General features: G+C 56.8%; 13 protein-coding genes. 5 read left to right on the top strand and 8 right to left on the bottom strand.

Going from position 1 to position 16,924, the window contains the following annotated elements; genetic code table 11:
• Positions 1-255 precede the first annotated feature (255 nt).
• The gene (locus JRF57_00145; GenBank protein MBW2302100.1) at positions 256-2,850 is read right to left on the bottom strand and encodes an FAD-binding protein; all 2,595 of its coding nucleotides are present in this window, start codon (positions 2,848-2,850) and stop codon (positions 256-258) included.
• Between the two features lie 434 nt (positions 2,851-3,284).
• Between JRF57_00145 and JRF57_00140 the strand changes: the two genes are divergently transcribed.
• Positions 3,285-4,646, top strand: a complete 1,362-nt coding sequence (locus JRF57_00140) for an FAD-dependent oxidoreductase (protein MBW2302099.1) — start codon at positions 3,285-3,287, stop codon at positions 4,644-4,646.
• Positions 4,647-4,698: 52 nt separating this feature from the next.
• Here the strand turns inward: JRF57_00140 and JRF57_00135 are convergent, their stop codons facing one another.
• Positions 4,699-6,024, bottom strand: coding sequence for a malonyl-CoA decarboxylase family protein (locus JRF57_00135; protein ID MBW2302098.1), 1,326 nt, complete (start codon positions 6,022-6,024; stop codon positions 4,699-4,701).
• 94 nt (positions 6,025-6,118) lie between these two features.
• The gene (locus tag JRF57_00130; protein MBW2302097.1) at positions 6,119-6,292 is read right to left on the bottom strand and encodes a Trm112 family protein; all 174 of its coding nucleotides are present in this window, start codon (positions 6,290-6,292) and stop codon (positions 6,119-6,121) included.
• A 473-nt stretch (positions 6,293-6,765) separates the two neighbouring features.
• Between JRF57_00130 and JRF57_00125 the strand changes: the two genes are divergently transcribed.
• Positions 6,766-7,782 (top strand): redoxin domain-containing protein, encoded by a 1,017-nt coding sequence (locus JRF57_00125; GenBank protein ID MBW2302096.1) that lies wholly within the window; start codon positions 6,766-6,768, stop codon positions 7,780-7,782.
• An 8-nt stretch (positions 7,783-7,790) separates the two neighbouring features.
• Here JRF57_00125 and JRF57_00120 read toward each other — a convergent pair whose 3' ends face one another.
• From JRF57_00120 to hrpA, 3 genes are all read right to left on the bottom strand, one after another.
• Positions 7,791-8,366 (bottom strand): HAD family hydrolase, encoded by a 576-nt coding sequence (locus tag JRF57_00120; protein MBW2302095.1) that lies wholly within the window; start codon positions 8,364-8,366, stop codon positions 7,791-7,793.
• On the bottom strand, positions 8,363-9,433 hold the full coding sequence (gene waaF / locus JRF57_00115) for a lipopolysaccharide heptosyltransferase II (GenBank protein ID MBW2302094.1): 1,071 nt from the start codon (positions 9,431-9,433) through the stop codon (positions 8,363-8,365). The genes JRF57_00120 and waaF overlap by 4 nt, the downstream gene beginning before the upstream one ends.
• 150 nt (positions 9,434-9,583) lie before the next feature.
• Positions 9,584-13,471 (bottom strand): ATP-dependent RNA helicase HrpA, encoded by a 3,888-nt coding sequence (gene hrpA / locus JRF57_00110; GenBank protein MBW2302093.1) that lies wholly within the window; start codon positions 13,469-13,471, stop codon positions 9,584-9,586.
• 468 nt (positions 13,472-13,939) lie between these two features.
• Between hrpA and dksA the strand changes: the two genes are divergently transcribed.
• Positions 13,940-14,305 carry an RNA polymerase-binding protein DksA gene (dksA, locus tag JRF57_00105; GenBank protein MBW2302092.1) on the top strand — a complete coding sequence of 122 codons (366 nt, stop codon included), beginning with the start codon at positions 13,940-13,942 and terminating at the stop codon, positions 14,303-14,305.
• A gap of 300 nt (positions 14,306-14,605) precedes the next feature.
• On the top strand, positions 14,606-14,776 hold the full coding sequence (locus tag JRF57_00100) for a hypothetical protein (protein MBW2302091.1): 171 nt from the start codon (positions 14,606-14,608) through the stop codon (positions 14,774-14,776).
• Positions 14,777-15,183: 407 nt separating this feature from the next.
• Here JRF57_00100 and JRF57_00095 read toward each other — a convergent pair whose 3' ends face one another.
• Positions 15,184-15,384 (bottom strand): hypothetical protein, encoded by a 201-nt coding sequence (locus JRF57_00095; GenBank protein MBW2302090.1) that lies wholly within the window; start codon positions 15,382-15,384, stop codon positions 15,184-15,186.
• A gap of 383 nt (positions 15,385-15,767) precedes the next feature.
• Between JRF57_00095 and JRF57_00090 the strand changes: the two genes are divergently transcribed.
• Complete coding sequence (locus tag JRF57_00090) at positions 15,768-16,229, top strand: hypothetical protein (protein MBW2302089.1); 462 nt, start codon at positions 15,768-15,770, stop codon at positions 16,227-16,229.
• A gap of 50 nt (positions 16,230-16,279) precedes the next feature.
• Here JRF57_00090 and JRF57_00085 read toward each other — a convergent pair whose 3' ends face one another.
• Positions 16,280-16,912 (bottom strand): HD domain-containing protein, encoded by a 633-nt coding sequence (locus JRF57_00085; protein MBW2302088.1) that lies wholly within the window; start codon positions 16,910-16,912, stop codon positions 16,280-16,282.
• Between the last annotated feature and the right edge of the window lie 12 nt (positions 16,913-16,924).

Here is a 16,924-nt window from a genome sequence, read left to right as displayed (position 1 = left end):
AGGCTCAAACCGGGGACCCGCCCGAAGGGTGGGGAGTCCAAGCGTAACGCGGACAAATTTTAATCCTCGAAATACTTCAATGTATTCCTGTGGTTAAAATTTTCGCCTTCCTTGACCTTGAACAAAATTGAACGTTTTTCAAAGGTCTCATCTCATTCGCCCGCATTTTCCTCTCCCGCATTCCTCCGGCGCAGGAACGAGCAGCGGGAGCAGAAATGTTCAGGCCCGATCCCTGAATGGATCCAGGCCCATGGTCTATTCCATGTTTGATGCCAGGATTTCCGTAATATCCATGACCTTGATCTTGCCCCTCTCCTGTTTGGGGATGGCCTTGGCGCCCTTTCTCAGGTTGTCCTTGCAAGCGGCGCAGCCCGAGACGATGATTTCAGCGCCTACAGCCAGGGCGTCCCGGACCCGTTCTTCAGCCATCTGGACGGAGAGTTCCGGAGAAATGGCGGAAACACCCCCGCCCCCTCCGCAACAACGGGCCTGGAGCCGGTTTCTGGCCATCTCAACGTACTCGAGTCCGGGAATAGCTTTAAGAATGTTTCTCGGCTCTTCGAAGATCTTGAAACTCCGGCCCAGGTCGCAGGGATCATGGTAAGTGACTTTCTTGCCCAGATCCCCCTTGAATTTGATTTTGCCTTCTGCGACCAGTTTCTCAAAGTAAGTCACTGAGTGGTATACCTCGAGTCCAAGGTCGCCGTATTCCGGGTAGAGCTTCTTGAAGGTCTTGTAACACCCGGCACAGGGGGTGATCAGTTCCCCGGCCCCCGTGGCCCGGATCTTCTCGATCATTTTCTTGGCGTGCTCTTCAAATTCGTCACTTCCCATCAGGAACAGCGGAAATCCGCAACAGACCTCGTCCTTGGCCAGCGTAGTGTAATCAACCCCCGCGGCGTCAAGGATCTTGATGAAGCTCGGGACCATTTTCATGTCGAGGTAACTGGGCACACAACCCATGAAGAGAAGGGTTTCTGCTTGGGGTTTGAGTTCGCCCCGTTCCGCTTTTTCCTTGAGTTCTTTGGGATATATTTCGATTCGTTCCTCCTGGGGGCTGGCATATACATTGCCGTTTACCAGGATATTTTCCCTTACAGCCAGGGTTTCCGCAGGAGTGAACCCTGCCTTGTAAAGCCTTTTCCGCATGGCTTCCACGATTTCGTCCACCTTTACCTGGGCCGGACAGAAATAGGTGCAGGCCTGGCAGGTGGTGCAGCTGTAAAGGGCTTCGGCAAGCTCCTTGGAAGGTTCGATGGTTCCGTTGAGGAAGTTGAAGGCCAGGACGTTCCTTCCGCGGGCGTTCCTGGATTCCCTCTGGGTCACGCTGAAGGTGGGGCATCCGAGGCGGCAGAACCCGCAGGCGATACAGGCCAGGATCTCGTTGTCTATATTCTCTCCAAGGGAATTGAGGCCTTCGGGGTGTTCGAGGAAAGTCTTGAAAGCGAAATAGTCATAGATATCATATTTTTTCCTCTCCAGGCCGAATTTTCCCGGGTTGAGAATGTTGTTGGGATCCAGGGCCTGCTTGATGGACCGCATGACCTCGAGGGCCGGACCCAGTTGTTTTTCGATGTAAGGAGCCCGGGCCAACCCGGTACCATGCTCGGCCGTCACCACGCCTCCCATCTCGATGGCGATGTCGGCCAGTTCGTCGGCGGCCGGTTTCAGTCTGTCCCACTGCTCCTTGCTCCTCATATCCGTTACAAAGGTGGTATGGACATTACCATCTCCGATATGGCCGAAAGTGGTGATGAGCAGGTCGTATTTGTCGGAGATCTCCTGGGCCTTCTTAATCACCTCAGGGATCCTGGAGGGCGGGATGCCGAGGTCCTCGGAGATGGCCACGAGCCTGTTCCCCGGCTTGATCCTGGAAAGGGTGGGCACCAGCTTCCCCCGGGCTTCCATGATTTCGCCCGCTTTGGCCGGGTCGTCGCTCCAGGTGAAATCCTTCACCTTGTGTTTTTTGCAGATTTCCTCCATCTTGTTCATGTCCCGGACGACCACTTCCTTGGCCCCGTCCGCCTCGATGATCAGCATGGCCTCGATCCCGCTGATATCCCGCTCGATCACATTCTCGACGACCTTGAGGCTGTATTTATCCATGATTTCGCAGGCCGCGAGCTGGATACCCGAGCCGATGATTTCGCTCACCGCGCTCCCTGCCGAGAAAAGATCCTCGAAGACGGCCAGTGCCAGGGCATTGTATTCGGGCTTGGGTTGAATCTTGACGGTGATCTCTGTGATGACCCCCAGGGTCCCCTCGGCACTGCAAAAAACGTGGTTCAGGTCGTAGCCAAAGGATGCCTTCGGCGTCTTGAACCCGGTATTAATGACGGTCCCGTCGGCCAGGACCACCTTCAGGGCCTTCACGTAGTCCCGGGCCGTTCCGTACTTGACGGCCTTGTGGCCGCTGGCGTTGGTGGACATCATCCCGCCGATGGTGGCGATCATTTCACTACCGGGGTTGGGGGGGAACATGAGGTTATCCTGGGCCAGGCGCCTGTTCAGGTCCATGCAGATGACACCGGGCTCCACCCTGGCGAAGAAGTTCTGGGTGTCCACTTCCAGGATCTTGTTCATCTTGTGCACATCCAAGAGGATGCCCCCGTAAACGGGAAGGGAGGCACCTGTGGTCGCCGTGCCGGACCCCTGGACCGTTACCGGGACCTTTTCCTTGTTGGCCAGTTTCAGGATAGCGGAGATTTGTTCCGTGGTGTATGCGAACACGACGGCATCAGGGATCCCCTCATGAACGGAAAGGTCCCTCGAGTAGGGAATACATTCCACCGGGCCCGTAAATACGTTTTCAGACCCGACAATTTGTCTGATTTCATCGTAAATATCCATAAAATGACCTCCATCTAGGTGTTCAGACAACGCCGCTTACGGTTCAGGGGTACGGTGGTGCGGCTATGTTGTAGCTGGCTTGGTATCTAAAGGAAAAAGTCTTGAAATGTCAAGCATAAATATGAGGGGGATCCGGTCCGGGATGAATTATAAATCAAGAGATGTCAAAGAGTTGGCGATATTCGGCACCTCCGACGAAGCCCGGGGGAGCATGGGATGACAGATTCCTCGCCGAGGGGCCACGCACGGGTTTTCCTCCGGCTTTTCCCGTAACCCATCGAACCCGTGAATCCTTACTTTCAGGCCGACTTTTCCCGGAGATGATCCAGTTTCTATGGGCGAGGCCGTTTTCATGGTAAGATAAAAAAACATTAATTCCGGGAAGACTTCCATCACCGGGTCTCCCGGGGACCGACCCATCGCAGGAGGACTTTATGAGGCGCTACGAGGTGATCATCATAGGTGCGGGACCAGCGGGAATCTTTACGGCCCTGACCCTGGGAGATCTCGGGGTGGAACCGGTACTCCTGCTGGAGCAAGGGAAGGATTTGTCGCTTCGAAGCCGAAGAGATCCGGGGGATATCCTTTGCGGTTGGGGTGGTGCCGGTGCTTTCAGCGACGGTAAGTTGACGCTGTCGGCCGAGGTGGGAGGATTCCTGGGGGATCTGATGGATCGCGGAACCCTGTCAGAGCTTTTGAGTAAGGCGGATGCCCTCTACGTATCATCAGGCGCCCCTGATCGACTATACGGAGAAGACCCCCTGGATCTTCAGGACTTGGCCGACAGGGCCCGACTGGCCGATCTCGAACTCATTCCGTCCAGGATCAGGCATATCGGAACGGAGAATTGCCCGAAGGTGCTGGGAGAATTCCGCCGTTCCCTGGAGGGAAGGGTAGAGGTGTGGTGCGGTTGCAAGGTGCAAAGACTCCTCACCCGGGAAGGCGGGATAGAGGGAGTGGAACTGGAAGACGGAAAAACCGTCGAGGGACGTTTCGTGGTGGCGGCTCCGGGCCGCTCCGGAGCCGGGTGGATGAAGGAGCAGGCCGATGCCCTGGGACTTCACACCGTGGCCAGCCCCGTGGATATCGGGGTCAGGGTGGAGCTGCCGGCCGCTGTTCTCAAGGAAATCACGGACCGGGTCTATGAATCCAAGTTGATTTACTATTCCAAGACCTTTGACGACAAGGTACGCACCTTTTGTATGAATCCCCATGGTGAAGTGGTTCTTGAGAGGGGTGAAAATGTAATCACGGTGAACGGGCACAGTTATACCAGCAAGAGAACGGAGAACACCAATTTCGCCATCCTGGTAAGCAGCGCTTTCACCGACCCTTTTGACGATCCCATCGCCTACGGCCTCTATATTGCGAGGTTGGCCAACCTTCTGAGCGGAGGCGCCATCATCCAGAGGCTCGGTGACCTTCTTGCAGGTCGGCGCAGCACCCAGTCCCGCATCGACCGCTGCCTAACGCGGCCAACATTAAGGGAGGCCGTTGCAGGAGACTTGAGCTTCGTGTTTCCTTACCGCCACCTGGTGGATATCCTGGAGATGCTTCAGGCCCTGGAGAAAATAGCCCCTGGGGTCTATTCCCGCCATACCCTGCTCTATGGGGTGGAGGTCAAATTTTACAGCAACAGGATCCGCGTCACCCCGGAGATGGAGACCCAGGTGCGCAATCTTTTCGCGGTAGGGGACGGCGCGGGCATCACACGGGGTCTGCTCCAGGCCTCCGTAAGCGGGATTCTGGCGGCTAAGGCCATTTCGAGACGGCTGGAGGGGAAGTCCCCTTCGTGATCGGCTGAGGAAGAAGGAAGGATTGTTGTGTCCCGTGGAGGACAGCGCCGGCCTAACGGCCGCGGGAGAAGAGGTTCCTGAATTCGGTTTTCTCGAACCACCGGAGAGATCTCCGGAGATGTCCCAACCATGTGGAAGTATAAATGTAGTTGACCATCAGGCCGCAGGAATCCCTCAGACCCCTGGGAGTAGGGTTGGCCAGAAAATTGACGTTTTTCTGGGAGACGGTGGCCCCGTTTCCCAGGTGAAATCCGGCAACGGGATTCAGGGGTTTACCCTGGGGGTTCTTTTCACGGGCGATGTAGTGATAGGCCGTCTTGACGAGGGCGGTCCGGAGGCTTTTCTTCAATTCTTCGTCCCGTATCCAGTCCTCCCCGGAGAGGACCGTCAGCAGCGCCCCTGGAAGGTCTTCCGCCCGTTGGCCGCTGGAGCGGGCCTTTGCAAGAATTTGTTGGGCCTGCTTTTTGGAAAAGAAGGAAAGGAACTCTGACTGCTTTAGGGAGAAGTTTTCATCCTTTCCTTCGAGGAGGGGCCTCAGGTAATATTTCCAGAAACCGGTGATGGGGCTCAGGGTCGCAAAGGTCTGGATCTCGGGCCGGTCTTTTTTGAGGTAGTCGACCACTTGGCCGATGAGCATCTTTCCGAGCCCCAGCCCGGAGAGTCCTTGCTGGGTGCTGTTGATGGAGTAGAAGACCGCCGTGTCCTTCTCTCCTTCTTCGGCCTGGTTTCCCTCGTTCTCGATTATATCGGCGATGCGCCTCACGAGGCCGTTGCTCAAAGCCACCTCGATGAAGACTATGGGTTCGTAAGGGATGAGTCGGTGGTAGAGAGCAAAACACCGCCGGTCCCTGCCTAAGCGAAGACCCATCTCCTCGATGGTCATCATGGGATGCACGAGGTCGCTGTTCTTGATCAACTCGATTTGCCGGTATGAGGAATCATGGGTGATCTCTTCGAGATAAAGGAATCCTTCCTGGAACCACAATTCGAAGAGAAGAACAATATCAAAATCCAGGGCCTTGAGATCGATTCCCGAAAAGCGTTGCGCAGAGAGCAGGTCCCGCCTGAAATCCAGCAGAAAGCGGAGTCCGCCGGGGGCGTGGGAAATTTTCCGGAAAATGAGAAGACGGGGTGAGTAAAGGCGGGAACGGAGCCCGGCAAGTCTGCGAGGCCAATCGGGGTCATCCGGGTCCATCGTGTTCAATTCATTCAAAAGGGGCGAAATCTTCTCGGGCAGGATTTCCACCTTTTCAATGAGCTCGAGGAACAGGGCCTCCTTCTCCGGATCCTCCAGGGAGCCATAGCGTTCCCTGATTTGCGCGAAGATTTCTTCTTCCCTGGCCCCTTCATCGAGAAGGGTCTGAAAAAGTCCGATCAAGGATTTTTCGCCCTTGCCTCTATTCTTTCCCGGCCGGGTTCCGATGCGAGGGACCTTTTTCATTGCTCTGGGTGCCTTTTAAAACCTTCTTTTTTCAGGTGTCCAGGGGCCGCGCTTCATCCACGAGCATAACAGGGATATCGTCCTTGATCTCGTAAAGCAGCCTGCATCTTTCGCAAATGAGGCCGTCTCCGGTATCGTTGAGCCGGATCTCTCCTTTGCATTTCGGACAGGCCAGTATTTCGAGCAAATCCTTGCTGATGGTCATCATGTCCTCCTTGCCCCGTGGAATGGGCCTCGGATAAAAGAATGGGTGGGTCCCCGGCACCTGGTTCCCTGGTTCCTCTTCCCCCCGGAAGAACATCTCAGATTCCGGAACAAACATAAAGAGAGGCATCGTGATCGGGGCCGTATTACTGAAAAATAGAGTAATGGAAACGGGTGAGAGTTTCAAGGGGTTCCTGCACCGCCACCCTTTGTCACCCTTGGAGGAGGAAAAAGCCGGACCGCGGTTCGATTCCCCGGGGACTCCTTTGGTGGGAAGGTCTCCGCCCGGTGTCGGCCCGTTGACAAAGAGAAGGGGCTTTTCTATAGTCCCGTGAAGCGAAGAAGACCTTCCAAGCCCTGGGAAAACGAGACCTCCAGGGAACACCCTCCGGATAAGGAGGAGGAAGGAAGCGACTCATAAGAGCCCCCTGGGCGGCGACTTTTAGTCTGTTTTTAGGAAAGGGAGAAGAGAGGATGGGCACCTTTTCAGGCCTGCTGTCTCTGATCTGGCTGATCGGGATTTCGGCCCTGAGCGTGGGCGACAAGGCCCCGTCCCTGGAGGGCACCCTGTGGCTTCAGGGCCAAGAGGTAACCTTTGAGAAACCATACACTGTCCTGGAGTTCTGGGCGACCTGGTGCCCTGCTTGCCGTTCCGAGATCCCCCACCTGGCCAGGATCCAGTCTTTTTATGAGGATCAGGTCCGCGTGGTGGGCTTAAGCGATGAACCTTCCAACGATCTCGCCCGGTTCCTGAAAGGGGAAGGAAAGGAGATTTCTTACGGGGTGGGGAAGGTCACCCATGAGGTGCGGCGACGGTACATGGACGGAACACCAGGAGTCCCATACGCCTTCCTTGTGGACAAGACCAGAACGGTGATATGGGAAGGGCACCCATCGGACCTTGATGAAGTCCTGGATAAGGCCTTGGCGGGCAGGCTGGACATCGAGCGGGTCAAACGGATTTCTTCCCTGGAAAAGGCCCTTCGGGAGACCCTCAAAACGAATGACATGGAGATTGTCGCTCAGGCGGCCGACGCACTCCTTGCCCTGGATCCGGCGAACGAGAGGGGCCTGCGTGTGCGTACGGTGGTGGCTAAGAAACAGAAGGATCCGGCGGCCCTTCGTGCCATGTATGACCGCCTGGATCCAAAGATCCTGAAGGGGGCCAAGGCCAACCGCCTCGCCCGGGACCTGATAACGGAGAAGGAGCTTCCTTTCCGGTATGTAGGCGCAGCCTTGAAACTTGCCGCCCGGGCGGTGGAAATGGAACCGGAAAACGGGCTCTTCGCCCATACTTACGCCCGGGTCCAGTACTGCCTTGGAAACCTGGACAAGGCCATCGCCTGGGAGAGGAGGGCCCTCAAACTCGACCCGGGCGAAAAAAAGTACAGGGACGACCTCGATTATTACCTCTCCGTGAAAAAGCTGCGGGAAGGCTGTACTCCCCGGGATCCCTCTTTATCCCAGGGGCCCTTTCCGGACTCCCCGTGAGTTTCGGCTTACCCCTCCCTTTTCAATACCCATTGAACGGCCTGGAGCAGGTCATCCGCAATGTAACAGGGTCGAAGGGGTCTTTGGGGGAAGATGTACGTGAGATCCCCCAACCCGTAACCAGTCTTGACCAGGATTCCCTTGAGTCCGGCCCTTTCCGCCGTTTCGATATCAAGGTAACGGTCCCCGATCAAATAAGAGCGGGTCTTGTCGATTTCGAAGCTGCGACAGGCCAGGTCCACCATACCGGTGCCGGGCTTTCGGCAATCGCATTTCTTCTTGAACTCGGGTACCACTCCCTGGGGGTGGTGGGGACAAAAAAAGATCCCGTCGATCCGGGCCCCTTGCTTTTCGAGTGCCGATTCCATCAGACGGTGCACCTCGTGGACAAGCTCGATGGGAAAGTAGCCCCGGGCGACTCCTGACTGGTTGGAGACGATGATGGCGAGGATCCGATTCCGGTTCAGCAACCGGATGGCTTCGGCTGCCCCCGGTAAAAGCTTGAACCGGTTGGGATGGTTGATATATCCCATCTGTTCATTCACCGTGCCGTCCCTGTCTATGAAAACAGCGGGTCTTTTCATTGGAATTCCCCTCTCAGCTCCTCCATCACTTTCCAGACGTCCCCGGGGTGGATGGCGAGCATACATCTAAAATCCTTGGGGCACACGGCCTTAAGGCAGGGTGCGCAGTCCGTCGGCTTCTTGACCACCCGGGTGTGGGGGCCCCTCGGCCCCGTGGCCGCGGGATCCGTGGAGCCGAAAATCGCAACAGTGGGTACCTCCAGGGCGGCGGCCACGTGCATGAGACCGGAATCATTGGTGAGGAAAAGCCTGCAGCGTTTGATCAGGGCCACCGCTTCCCCCAGGCTCGTTTCTCCGCACAGGTTCCATGCCCGGTTTTTCATGGAAGCCTTGACTTCCCGGCCGAGATCCCGGTCAGTCGCGCTCCCGAAGATCAACACCCTCGCTCCCCACTGCTCGACGGCCTGGTCGGCGAGGGCTGCAAAGCGCTCTGGAGGCCACCTTTTGGCAGGGCCAAAGGCCGCTCCGGGCGCGATGCCCAAGAAGAAACCCTCCTGCTCGATTTCTTCCAGGGAAAAGAGCCGGAGGGCGGATGTCTCGCTTCCCGGAGCAACGTGAAGCCTGGGGTCTTTCAGGGGGGCCTCCCACCCGATGGCCCTGAGCATGGCCAGGTAGTATTCCACCTGGTGGCCTTGCGGGGCCGTCCTTTTCCTTGAGACAGGATGGGTCAGGAGAAGACCCCGACCGTCCGTGTCATAGCCGACCCTGAGGGGAACGCCGCCAAGCCGGGAGAGAAGGGCCGCCTCGAAGGCGTTTTGAAAGAGGACGGCGAGATCAAAACCCATGCTCCGGATCTTCCCGGCGGTCTTGAGGAGGCTGAGAAGGTCGGCTGGAAAGCGCTCCGCCTTTTCAAACAGCAAGACCCTGTCCACCGCAGGGTGATGTTCGAATAGGGGGGCCACCCAGGGCTTGACGAGCGCGGTGATTTCGCTGTCTGGAAAGTTCAACTTCACGGCCTCGAGGGCCGGGAGGACCATGACGGTGTCACCGATCCAGTTGGTAATCCGCACAAGGATGCGGCGAATCCCGGATGCATCGATCGGTTTGAGGTACGTTTGCTTTCCCATATTTCTTTTGGCCCCGTAGTTTCAAAGGCCGGTGCCCCCAAGCTATATTTACTCCAAGGCGCGATGTCAACCGGGGAGATCCGTCAGGCTAGAGCCCCTTTAAAAACGTTCGATTTTGTTTAAGATCAAGACCCCGTCCCTACAACATCCCTACAACATCCTCTCCAGTTCCTTCCTCTTCATTTCCAACCGCTTTTCCGAAACGGGATAGGGGGTCTTGAGTTCCTGAGCGAAAACAGAGACCTTATACTCCTCGATCATCCAACGGAAGGCCTCAACCCCTTCCCTCTTTTCCCTGGAGGCATGGGGGGGAAGTTCCGCGACCATGGATTCCATGGCCTTGACAAACCCCGCCACCCGGGCTTCCTTGGTCCGGTCTTTTTCCGGATGATTGGCACCCCTTTCCGCCCTGATCTCCAGGGCCTTTAAATAGCGGGGGAGATGGGCCAGGCGCTCAGGGGGGTAACATTCGATGAAATCGCGGGGGACAAGTGCATCCAATTCCCTCCGGACCCGGCCGCAGAGTTCCTGAACGGCGCGATTCGACGGGGCCGCACCCTCCAGGGTATGCAAAATCGAGCGGGTCTCCTGGTAGGCCAGGAGAACCTCGATCACCCGATTCCTCAGTTGCCGGGCCTCCTCGAACATCGTCTGCTCCAGATGACGGGCATAGGATTCGAATTCCCCGCGGGTGCGGATATCTTTCCGAAAGAACCGGCCCAGGAGACTCCGGTAGAGAGATTTCTCGATCTCCTTTCCGCCTCCGAAATAGGCCGCGGCCCGAGCGGCCTCTCCGGGCAGGGTCCAGTTCCGCTTCAGGAACTTGAGGTCCTTGGCCAGGCGGAGTTCCAAAAGCCTTGAAACACCCTCCATGTGGGAAGCAAGGGCCTCGTCGGGGTCCCGGAAGATCTTGATATTTACCCCCTCCGCGGTGCTCTCAAGTGCGGGATAAGCCTCCCCGCGGGGGGGCAATGGCACCCTCGCGGGCAGGAAATCGAAATCCCAGTCCTTGAGGTTTTCCCGTTCCCACTGGTCCCTCACCCGTTTCAGGGTGGAGTCGTCGGAAGCGAGGGGTGCGCCCTTGGGGCCCCTCATCAGCTTGTGGATGTCCCTTCCCGACTCTATCTCCTTCCCTTCCGAATCGGTAATGGATACCCTTGTCTGGAGATGCATGGGAATCTCCACAGAAGTCCACACGGATGCGGGGATGTCCACGCCGAACCGGCGGTAAACGAAGCGGGCCAAGGCCGTCAAAAGGGGTTCATCGGTCCGTTCCATCTCCTTCATGACCGTTTCCACCGTGCCTGAAACCGGCACCAACTGCTTCCGGTACCGCTTGGGAAGGCCCTTGATGAAGGCCGTGATCTTCTCCCTGAGAAGACCCGGCACGCCCCAATCCAGGGGCGCCGACGAGATACGGGAAGCGATCGAAGAGGGGACCTGGACGGTCAGCCCGTCTTCCTCCCTTCCGGGAGCGAACTTGTAAGAGGTCTTGAGCCTGGTTTCCCCCACCTTTACCTCGTCCGGGAAAAGGGCCAGTTCGGATTCCTCGGGCAGGTACCGGAGCAGGTCATCCTTTTTCATCCGCAGGAAACCGTCTCCTCCCCTTTCCCGGATACGCCTCCGGAGGGTACGCACATCATAGACGCCCGCCAGTCTCCGGGAATAAAAGTCGGCCAAGGCCTCTTCCCCGATCAGGATGTCCCGGCGGCGGAGTTTGTCTTCCATTGTTTCAAGGGATCGGATCAGGTTGCGGTTGTGTCTTAGAAAAGGGGGAAGGGGCGGCTTGAGATCTCCCTCCACCAGGGCGTGGCGCACGAAGATCCGATGGGACTCCTCCGGATCGATGGGGCCGTATGAGACCGGCCGCCGGGATACGATGGGGAGCCCGTAAAGGGTCACCTGTTCATAGGCCCTGACCTCCCCGCGGTTCTTTTCCCAGTGGGGCTCGGAGTAACTGGAGCGACACAGCCCTTCCCCGAGGGATTCCAGCCAGCCCGGATCGATCTTGGCTGCGGTCCTGGCGAACAGGCGCGAGGTCTTGACCATCTCCGCCGCAACGATCCACGGGGCCTTCTTGTTGAAGAGGGTGGAGCCGGGAAAAACCATCACCTCCCTTCCCCGGGCCGCCCGGTAAATATTCTTGTCTTTCAAAAGGGCGATATTGGATAAAAACCCCGCAAGTACGGAGCGGTGGATGCCCGCGTACCGGGATGCGGGATCGGCTGGGGGAGGAGGCGAATTCTTCATGACGGCGTGTTCCCTGAAAATATCCATGATCTGATCATGGGTATCGATCCATTCGCGCATCCTGGAGAAGGACAGGAAATGGGCCTTGCAGAACTTTCGGATCCTGTTCTGGGTCTTTAGGGCCTTCCACTCTTTGTGAAAGCGGTCCCAGATATTGAGCAAGGTCAAAAAATCCGATTCAGGATCCCTGAAGGTTCCATGGATCTGGTCGGCCTGGAAGGTCTTGTCGGCCGGCCGCTCCCGCGGATCCTGGATGCTCAGGGCAGCGGCTATGACAGCCACCTCCTTCACGCACCCCTCCCTTGCGGCCTCCAGCATCATCCGGGAAATCCTGGGATCAAGGGGCATCCGGGCCATGACGCGGCCCCTCTCCGTGAGGAGAACCCGTCCACCCCGCCTCTCAACAGCTCCCAGTTCCTCCAGGATGTCGAATCCGTCCTTGATGCTCCTGGGGTTGGGAGGATCGATGAAGGGAAAGGTATGGGGATCCCCCAGCTTCAGGTCCACCATGCGGAGAAGAACCTCGGCCAGGTTGGAACGCAAGATCTCGGGAGGTGTAAACTCGGGCCGGGACTCGTAATCCTCCTCGGAATAAAGCCTGATACAGATCCCGTCTCGGACCCGACCGCAGCGTCCTTTTCGCTGGTCCGCGCTGCTGCGGGAAATGGGGCTCACGGGAAGGCTGTTTGTGCGGGTGCGGGGGAGATACCGGGCGATACGGGCCAAACCGGTATCGATCACGTAAGTGATCCCCGGGATCGTGAGGGAGGTTTCGGCCACGTTCGTGGCAACGACGATCTTCCTCCCCTTCACCGAATAAACCCGCCCCTGCTGAGAGGCCGGGAGCCTCGCATAGAGGGGCAGGACCGAGGTTCCCGGGAAATTCCTGCCCGAAAGGCGCTCGCAGGTTTCCAGGACATCCCGCTCCGTGGGCATGAAGACGAGGATGTCTCCCGGTCGCTTCTTCCGGTAAATCTCCTCCACAGCCTCCACGGCCGTGTCCACCCAGGTGACCTCGCTTTCCCCCCCGGGAACCGACTCCTGGGGCCGGTACACGGTCTCCACGGGATAAAGACGACCCTTTATCTCGATGACCGGGGCATTTCCAAAGGCCTCGGAGAATTTGCGGGTGTCCAGGGTGGCTGATGTGATGATCACCCTGAGTTCGGGTCGCCGAGGGATAAGGGTCCTCAGGATTCCCAGGATGAAGTCGATGTTGAGGCTCCGCTCGTGGGCCTCATCAACGATCAAGGTATCGTACTCATGGAGTCCGGGATCCCCCCGGGTCTCCGCCAGGAGGATCCCGTCGGTCATGACCTTGATATAGGCACTTCGAGGAGTGCGGTCCCTGAAGCGGATCTTGTAGCCAACGGATTTCCCCAACTTCTCCCCCAGTTCTTCGGCGATTCGGCGGGAGATCGTCGCCGCGGCGATCCGCCGGGGCTGGGTGCACCCGATCTTTCCCGCGATTCCCCGTCCCGCCTCCAGACACATCTTGGGGAGTTGGGTACTCTTTCCCGAACCCGTGTCTCCCGAAACCACGACCACCTGATGCTCCCGGACGGCCCGAATGATGTCATCCCTCATGGAGGTAATGGGAAGTTCCTCCGGGTACTCGATCCGGGGAATGTTTTCCGCCCTTTTCTCCATCTCCAGGGCAGACGCCTCGGCCCGTTTCTCCATGGCCTCAAGCTGGGCCTCGAAGTCCTTCTTCCCGGGAGTCCTTCCCTTCCGGGCGGTCAGAAGCCGCTCAAGGCGGCGTGAAAGCACAGCCCTGTCCCGGAGCATGGTCCGGGGGAGGAGATCTCGGAGCTTCGCTATGTTTTCTGAAATGGGCATGTCCGGTGAAACACAAGCAGCAGGGAGAAAAGAAAGACCCGATCGGGTTACGAACGGGTGAAAGGAATCATATTCGAACAGGATGATCGAGGCAAGGGAAAGATCCGGGGGACGAAGATCCCGCCTGAGGCCCGGCATTTTTGGGGCCGAAATCCCCCCCTGAAGGTCTCAAGGGCACCAACAGGGGCTTGGAAGGAGAAGAGGCGGCTTCGCCCCCTTTAGAAATTCCACCCGTGTTAATGCCCCGGGCCGGATGTGCCGATAGGACATAATGTGCGGGTATCTGAAACCCCTTCCCCCTGTTTAATAAGATTACTAAATGGTGCCCGTCCATAAATAAGAAAACTTGTATAGGTCAAGGAAGGCGAAAATTGGCTATTTATAGATGGGCGCAAAATAATTCGGGGAGAATGGATCATGCTCACAGAGGAACGAATGGAATATTTCAAACATATCCTTCGCCAGAGGCTTGATCAACTCCTGGGAGAGGCCACCAAGACGGTAAACGGCATGGTCGGTATGAACGAGAAGTTCCCGGACCCGTCGGATCGGGCCACGATGGAATCCGACCGAGCTTTTTCCCTCAGGATAAAGGACAGGGAAAGGAAACTGATCGCTAAGATCAAAGAGGCCCTCGAAAGGATCGATAACGGCACTTACGGCATTTGCGAGGAATGCGAGGAGGAGATTTCGGAGAAAAGGCTTGAGGCCCGACCCGTGACGACCCTCTGCATCGAGTGCAAGAAAAGACAGGAGACTGAAGAAAGACTCCGGGGAATCTGACCTCTTCCCCGATGCACCTCCCTTTCCAATTGAAAGTGCGGATTCTTTTGGAAGCCTTTCCAACCGAAGATTCATCGTCCCGACCCCATCCTTCGACATCCAGTTGTCAACGAGACATAAACCCGGATTATGCAATTGCCAAGTTTGCCGAAGATGCAAGGCTTAAGGTGTGAAGACGTACTTTTAGTACGTACTTCGAGCGCCTTACAACGCAGCAGATTCGGCAAAATCGGCATACGCCTCTCTATCCCTCGGGCTCCGGCTTGCTTTTCTTTGACATTCCTTTTCAGGCGAACTATCATGCCTGCCATGGACAAGTACTTGGCGACATATTCCCTTCTGGCCACAGCCTTTTTCGTCACCGTCATGTACCCCTCCATAAACGGGGCGAACTGGATCTATGTCATACCTTTGATCTTTCTGTTCGGCATCATTATTTCGATGCCCTTATGGCTGGATTGGTTTGAATAAATCCGGGTGCCCGGGATCTTCCCCACCACGGCGGACGGAGTCAATCAGCCCCCCTGGTTCTCTCCACCGCTCTACCCTGGGGATAGAACCCCTCCATATCCGCTCAAGCCGGGATTTCCCCGTAACATTGCTCCGGGCATACCTCTCACTGCCGGACCTCCGGCAAGGATCCATGATGTCCCTTTTGACGGTCAGGGGAGAAGAATACGCCAAGATCATGACGATTCGGCATGAAATTCCTCCACCTTCAGGGAGACATCCGACCCGGGAGATGTTTCGAGACATTTGAAAGACCTTATGTTATCGACCACTTGCAACAGGAGATTACAATCGGGCGATCGAGGCTTTGCATCTTCGGCAAACTCGACACTCGGAAGATTTCAGGCTCAAAGGTCCCGTTTCTTTATTCACCCCAGGGATTCCATCCTGAGCTTTTTCTTGCACTTTGATCGATACGGGAAAGAAAAAATGGAAGTGAAAAAGGAGAAATGCCTTTCATTGCGGGATACGGAAGGACGCGGTCTCAAGTCGGCCCCGCAATAAAGGCACCTTTCCTTTTCCTTGGCCGTGAACATCCCGCATTGATCACAATAGTGGTATCGCAACATGGCATAGGCCTCCTTGCATTCCCCGGCGGAGATTTGCCAAGATTCAGAAAGACACCCCGCTGAGGGTTTTGCCAGCCTTTTCAGGGATCAAAGGACTGCAAAGGATATGCCACGTGCGGGCCCATTTTTCCCACCTGGACCCCACCCCCTTTCCGGCTTGACACCGAAGGTCCCCGCTGGCATGTTCCGAGGTAGGCGCGCAGGGGGACGTTCCCTGGGAAAGGGAAGCCGAGGCGATCTGTCCTCCCTGGCTTATCAAAGAAGTGGGGGCCCTTTGGTGGGAAACCCTGAACCGCCGTTTCGAGGCTGTCCGGAGCGAGTTTTTGCTTACCAGCCGCCGGGCGGTTCGATCCCTGTGTTTCTTGGGAGCTCTGAACAAGGCAATGCCCGTTGATCAATTGGAAAAACAAATTATGACGGTCCTGGACGCCATCCGGAAGCACCCTTCCAGGAGGCGTCAAATCCTGTCCGGGTATGCGTCCAATTTCTTTGAAGCCGTCAAAGAAACCATTAAAAAACAGGGAACCGCAGCTCCGCTCTTTATCGTCATCGCGGATCCACCCGTCCTCGGTATTCCACCTCTCACCGAAGAAGTCCTAACCCGGGCGAAGGAAGCAGGGGCCGAAGCGATATTGAGCGTGGAGGGATTCCAGGCATACACCGACATTTCGGACGTGATCTATCACGTGAGCCTCTCCGCTCCCTGCATCGGGGTCATGGGATGGGTGCTGAAGGTCAAGCTGGGTGACGGATGGGTGGAATTCCTTCGTGAATTGCCCTATTACTTCGAATCAGGCGAGAAGATGAAAACCTTAGGAGAACTGATCGAAGAGATGGAAAGATGAAACCATCGAATCACCCTCACGATGACAGGCGATTTTGAGGACCGGGCTCATCAGAGCCCACCCCTTTTTTCCCGACCGGACCGCACTTCTTCTCCTCTCCTCTCCCATTCTTCTTTGGAAAGGATCCGGCCGGTTGGAGTAAAAAACCAGGAATCGATACGCTTTCCGAGGTATAGGTATAATTCTTCCGGCTCCAGGCCCTGCCGCTCGATTTCCACCCAAAAACCTTCCCCTGAAAAGCGCCAAAGCTTATCCGCGTCCTTTACGATCGCATCTTCAACGGATGATACCGAAAGAGACGAATCGTGCCGTTCGATGATACGCCGTATCGTCTCGATCAACTTGGGGTCGTATCCATGCTTTGTGAGAATACGAGCCGCGATCTCGGCCCCTTCCCTCTCGTGTATCCGGTTCAACCTCTTGGCCTCCGCCCCGACAGCCCGCGCCCCGTAAGCATGGGATAGTTCTTCGGGACTCAAGCATGACCATCCCACATCATGCAGCAGAACGGCGGGCTCGATGATACGCTTGTCCCCGCCCTCCTTTTCCATCAGCATGAGAGCATAACGGTGGGAAACACGGACATGAAGAAGATCCCCCCTGACCTTCAAATAAGGCTCCGCTTCTTCGAGGAGTACCGAAAGGAAGCCGGACCAATCCTCATATGAATTTCTTTCCTTCATGTTTTCTTCTCC

Source organism: Deltaproteobacteria bacterium, assembly GCA_019310525.1.
GTDB lineage: Bacteria > Desulfobacterota > DSM-4660 > Desulfatiglandales > HGW-15 > JAFDEE01.
This window is presented reverse-complemented; position numbering and strand designations above follow the sequence as displayed.